Raw genomic sequence first — 5334 nt, 5'->3', positions numbered from 1 at the left:
GGCGGGGCGCTCTTCTATTTCTGCGTATTCGCCGCCTACGGCATCTATCACTTGATCGGCCCCTGGCTGGCGGGGGCCGGGTTGGTGGCCAGTGCCTTTGCCGTGTTTGGTTTGGCCATGGCCTACCGTTCGCAGGCCGTCGCCGTGCTCGGCGTGCTGGGCGCGTTCGTCACGCCGTTGCTCATCGGCGCCGAATTCGACAAGGGCGTCTTTCCGCTGGTCTACATCGCGGTCATCAACGCGCCCGTCATCCTGCTGGGCATCAAGCGCAACTGGCAGGTGCTCTACAACCTTTCGTTCGCGCTCACCGTGCTCATCTTCTGCGTCTGGCTGGATTGGTTCGGCAACAGCGAGTGGTGGATCGGGCTGGCATTTGCCATCGGCTATTTCCTCGAATACGCGGCGCTCGGTTTGCTGAAGCTGCGTTGCGAACAACGCGTGGCCGGGCGCCACGTGGACATTGTCCGCCTGCTGCTGGCCTCGCTGCTGTTGCTCGGCGCGGTCTATTGGATTCTCGAAGATGCCGGTCTGGGCCGTTGGCTGGGTACGGCCTTCCTCGCCATGGCCCTTTTGCACATTGGCCTGGCCGTCTTCGCCTTCAAGGTGCTGGCGCGCTTCAACGAGGAAATCCTCTCCTTCCTGGCCGGCGGGCTCGTCTTCGCCGCGCTCGCGCTTCCGGCGCAGCTCGACGGCGAATGGGTCTCGCTGGGCTGGGCGGTCGAAGGTGCGGTGCTGGCTTGGTTTGCCACCCGCGTACGCTCCCGCCTGCTGCAGTGCGGCGCGTTCCTGCTGGGCTTCTTCGGCATCATGAAACCGTTGCTGTTCGATGTCACCCTGCACACCGACGCGGCCACCCTGTTCCTGAATGCCCGCTTCGCCGTCGGCCTTCTTTCGTCGGCCCTATTGGCGGTGCAGGGCTGGCTGGCCGGACGCTTCGACGAGGACGAACCCATCTCGAAATGGCAGGAGAGCCTGTGGTGGATCGCCGTGCTCTCCGTCTTGGCCGTCTTTTTTGCCGACACCTTCTGGACGGTGGGGGCCGACGAGGCAATGGCCTGGGTCATGACCTCGATGGCGCTGTTGGTGGCGGGGGCCGCGCTCGTCTATTTCATGCCGGCCCGATCCTCGCTCCAGTTTCTCGGCGGCATCCTGCTCGTCTTGGTTCCGCTGAAAATCTTCGTGCTCGATTCGTGGATCGGGTTCGATGTCGGCGGCTACGGCATGAAGGCGTTCGCCAACTCGGCGCTCTATGTCCAGCTGGTTGCCTTGGCGCTGGTGGCGTTCCTGTTCCCGCGCCGCATCGCCGGCAGCCCGGCGGACTATCCGTTGCCGTCGCCCGACTTCGCGGTCCTGCTCAACGTGGTGTCGATGGCCGGGGCCATCGGAGTCGCGACGATCGAGCTGTTCCGGATTTCGAACGACTGGGCGGGCACGGCCGTGACCGTGCTCTGGGCGGTAAGCGCCATTGCGCTCACCGTCTACGGCCTGGCGCGGCGCCGCCGCGCGCACCGCTATTTCGGCCTCGTCCTGTTCGGCCTCGCCACGCTCAAGGTGCTCGCCGTCGATTCGTCCGAGCTCAAAGGACTCGAGCGCATCGCCGCCTTCATGGTGACGGGCGTGCTTCTTCTGCTGCTCTCGTTCGCCTATCAAAAGGCCTCCGCCTATTTCCATGCCTTGGAGGAAGACCAATGAAAAGATCCCTCGTGTTGCTGGTGGCCGCCCTCGCCCTGGGCCGGGCCGAGGCCGGGTCCATGGCGGCGCGCTTCGAGCTGAACCGTCCGATCGCCGGCGCTTTTGCGGCCGGGCAGGTTGGGCGCGTTGCGTTGCCCGGCGATCTGTTTGCCGAGTGCCGCGCGTTTCCCAACGATCTGCGCATCCTCGATGACGACGGCAAGCAGTGGCCCTATTATATCTCCGTCGCGCACGAAAACACCGTGGAGCGGGAGCAGGCGGCGGAGATCGTGAACGCCTCGTTCGTCGATGGCGCCGAGCGCTATTGGCAGTTCGACCTGCTCATTCCCGAGGTCGACGGCCAGGCGCGGCTGCATAACCGGCTCGACCTCGAATCTTCCGGACTCGGCTATGTGCGGCGGGTCGAAGTGTTTACCGCCACGCAACCGCGCGGCCAGATTGCCACGGGCTACCTCATCCGGTCGTCCAACCACCGCAACGCCGGAAACCGGATCGTCCGCTATCCCGCCACCGACGCGGCGCGCCTGCATGTGCGCGTCTATGCCAACGCCAAGAGCGCAACGGAATCGTTCGAAGTCAACCGCGCAACGGTCATGCATCGCGTAACCCTCGAGGCCGAACGCGAGACCGTCGCCTTCTCCGAGCTGGCGGTTCCCGAAAACGAATCCACCGATGCCGCCCAAACCTACCTGCTCGATACCGGCTTCGAAAACCGCCCCGTCGAATTCGTTTCCTTCAAGGTGGAAACCGCTTCGTTTGTCCGCGGCGTCTATGTGCTCGGCCGCAATCGCGAGAACGAGCCGTGGCGGAGTGTCGGCAGCGGGGGCATCCACCGCTTCGGCGAGGAAGCGAAGGTCGAGGTACCGCTCCGCGCGCAGCACCGCTTCCTCAAAATCTTCGTCAACCACTACGACGATGCGCCGCTGGCGATCGAAGGCATCGTGCTCGAAGCGATTCCGCGCTACGCGGTGTTCGAGGCGGCGTCGGCCGGTACCGCCGCGCTCTGCTACCGCGCCTGGGATATGAAGGCGCCGCGCTACGACCTGAAGGGCCGCCTTCCCGCGGAAGCGGCGGCCGAAGCCCCGGTTTTTACAACCATGGAACCCCGGCCCAACGCCGCGGCCCGGACGCATCCCTGGCGCAGATATTCCAAGCTGCTGGCCGCCCTCGCGGTCGGTGCCGTCAGCCTGCTGGTCGTCTATGTCATTGTCGGCATGCTCAGGCAGCAAACGGACAAGGCATAAAAAAACGCCGGATCAAATCCGGCGTTCATCTGCGTTGGCGTTGCTTTAGTGCGTAACGCTGACGACGAGGTTGATGGCGGAAAGCAGGCCGACGACCCACATGACCGGCGAAATCTTTTTGAACTCCCCGCAGCAGATGGCGATGAGAATGTAGGAGAGGAAGCCGATCGTCAGGCCCGTGGCAATGCTGAAGGTGAGCGGCATCAGGATCATCGTCAGGAAGGCGGGCACGGCCACCTTCAGGTTCTTGAAGTCGATCTCCTTGATGTTGCGGAACATGAAGACGCCGACGATCATCAGCGCCGGGGCGGTGGCGAAGCCGGGGACCGCGCCGATGAGCGGCGCGAAGAAAAGGGCCAGCAGGAACAGGCTGCCGGTCACGACCGAGGCCAGCCCGGTGCGCGCACCGTCGCCGATGCCCGAGGCGGATTCGATGTAGGTGGTCGTGGTGCTGGTGCCGAGCAACGAGCCGGCGATGGTGGCCACGGCATCGGCTTCGAGTACCTTGTCGATCTTCTTGATGGTGCCGTCGGGCTTGACGTATCCCGCCTCGTAGGAGCAGGCGACGATGGTGCCGATGGAGTCGAACAGGTCGACGAACATGAAGGAGAAGATGGCGCCGACGAATCCCCAGCGCAGCGCCGCGAGGATATCGAGCTTGAAGGCGATCGGGGCGAGGCTCGGCGGCGCGGAGACCAGTGTTTCCGGCATGCCGACCTTGCCGAAGGCGATCCCGAGCACGGTGGCGAAGGCGATTCCGATCAGGATCGAGCCCTTGACCTTGCGGGCTTCGAGCGTGGTGATCAGGATGAGGGTCGCGAGGCCGATCAGCACTTGCGCCGAGATTGGGCCGATCGAGACGAGCGTGGCGGGGTTGTCGACAATCAGCCCGAGGTTCTTCATGCCGATGAAGGTGATGAACAGGCCGATGCCCGCCGCGGTGGCAATGCGCAATTCGACCGGAATCGCCGTCACCACCTTTTCGCGGATGCCCACCACGGTCAGGATCAGGAATACCACGCCCGAAACAAAGACGACGCCCAGCGCGGTCTTCCAGTCGAGGCCCTGGCCGAGCACCAGCGTATAGGTGAAGAAGGCGTTGAGCCCCATGCCCGGCGCCATCGCGAACGGCACGTTGGCCCATAGCCCGACCAGAAAGGTGCCCAGCGCGGCCGCCAGGCAGGTGGCCGTGATCAGCGCGGGCTTATCCATCCCCGCGTCGCTCAGGATCATCGGATTCACGAAGATGATGTAGGCCATCGTCAGGAAGGTCGTGAGTCCTCCGATGATTTCCGTTTTGGCGTCGGTGCCGTGTTCCTTGAGTTTGAAGAAGCCAATCATGGGGTCACTCCTTGGGTTTGCATGCGGATGCTCGGATACCCTTCAGCCACGGAAAGGACACGGAAGGATGTCTCCGTGCCTTCGGTGGCAAGGATCAATTAGAAATGGTATTGAACGAGGGCGCTGATGGCGCTTTGGTCGGTTTTGAAGGCGGCGGAATCCTTGATGCCGTATTTGTTCAGCCACAGATCGTACTCCGCGCCGGCGAGCAATGCGCCGTCTTCCAAGCCCATGAGCACGCCGATATCGAACTTGAACTGCGGGTTGAAGTGCAGGTTGTCGGAATAGCCTCCGTCGCTGTTGACGACCCAGTCGGCATAGCCGTCGAAGATGAAGGTGGATTTGCCGACCGGCGTGCTCAGTTTCCAGACCGGGGTAATCTGGACGCAGTCGCCGCCGGGGCCATCAAGCCCGAAACGCTGGTAGACATTCAGCTGGAAAAAGTCGAAGCCGGGAACATCCAGGTCGACGCCCACGCCGATCAAACCGTTCTGCAGGCCGAAATCTTCGCCGTTGAATTCGCCGTATTCGTAGCAGCCGGCGATGAGCCAGTCCTTCACGAAGGCGACGGAGAGGTCTTTTTTCAGGATTTTTCCGGCGCTGATGCGCGGCGCGATTTCGCCGTAGTAGGTGACCTTGTCGTTGCTGGATTGGTCGCCGTCGAAATAGATCGCGTCGTGGAACCAGAAGAAGTCGCCCCACATCCAGCCGTTGGCATGTTCGATGGTGAGGGTCTGTTGCGTTTCGGGATCGACCTCGAAGCCGGTGCCGTAGAGCCCGGTGAGGCTGGTATCCTGCCATTGCAGGAAGTCGCCGCCGAACGCGAACGTGGTGGATAGGGCGAGAAGAGCGGGAACAAGTTTGCGTTTCATTGGTTTTCTCCTTTGCCGGTGGACCGGTGGGCTATTAAAAACCGCGGATTATGCAGATCCGCAAACGGATTGCGAGCCCAACTAGGGCCCAAGTCTGTGCCGCCGCGTCTTTTAGCGCCGCAAAGGCCGAATACGCTGGAAACCTTATACATTCGGATGAATTTCAACCACCCGCTTCGCTAGAG

Annotated in this window: 4 protein-coding genes; 2 read left to right on the top strand and 2 right to left on the bottom strand. The window is 62.8% G+C overall.

The features are described 5' to 3' along the window. Window positions 1-1692, top strand: a 1692-nt coding sequence (locus ABYO54_RS13570) for a DUF2339 domain-containing protein (protein ID WP_372808788.1), incomplete at its 5' end; no start/stop codon positions are given. Beyond that, window positions 1689-2936, top strand: coding sequence for a hypothetical protein (locus ABYO54_RS13565; RefSeq protein ID WP_372808787.1), 1248 nt, complete (start codon window positions 1689-1691; stop codon window positions 2934-2936). The genes ABYO54_RS13570 and ABYO54_RS13565, both read left to right, overlap by 4 nt. Before the next feature lie 45 nt (window positions 2937-2981). Here the strand turns inward: ABYO54_RS13565 and ABYO54_RS13560 are convergent, their stop codons facing one another. Together ABYO54_RS13560 and ABYO54_RS13555 are read right to left on the bottom strand one after the other, a co-directional pair. After that, window positions 2982-4277, bottom strand: coding sequence for an NCS2 family permease (locus tag ABYO54_RS13560; protein WP_372808786.1), 1296 nt, complete (start codon window positions 4275-4277; stop codon window positions 2982-2984). Window positions 4278-4375: 98 nt separating this feature from the next. Then, window positions 4376-5149, bottom strand: a complete 774-nt coding sequence (locus ABYO54_RS13555; protein WP_372808785.1) for an outer membrane protein OmpK — start codon at window positions 5147-5149, stop codon at window positions 4376-4378. Between the last annotated feature and the right edge of the window lie 185 nt (window positions 5150-5334).

The sequence above is a fragment of the Pontiella sp. genome (assembly GCF_041622395.1).
In the GTDB taxonomy this organism is placed as follows: Bacteria; Verrucomicrobiota; Kiritimatiellia; order Kiritimatiellales; family Pontiellaceae; genus Pontiella.
This window is presented reverse-complemented; position numbering and strand designations above follow the sequence as displayed.

Bases quoted from the DNA above. Each gene is read 5' to 3' on its own strand.
- ABYO54_RS13565 (WP_372808787.1), top strand. From the start codon at position 1,689: ATGAAAAGATCCCTCGTGTTGCTGGTGGCCGCCCTCGCCCTGGGCCGG.
- ABYO54_RS13560 (WP_372808786.1), bottom strand. From the start codon at position 4,277: ATGATTGGCTTCTTCAAACTCAAGGAACACGGCACCGACGCCAAAACG.
- ABYO54_RS13555 (WP_372808785.1), bottom strand. From the start codon at position 5,149: ATGAAACGCAAACTTGTTCCCGCTCTTCTCGCCCTATCCACCACGTTC.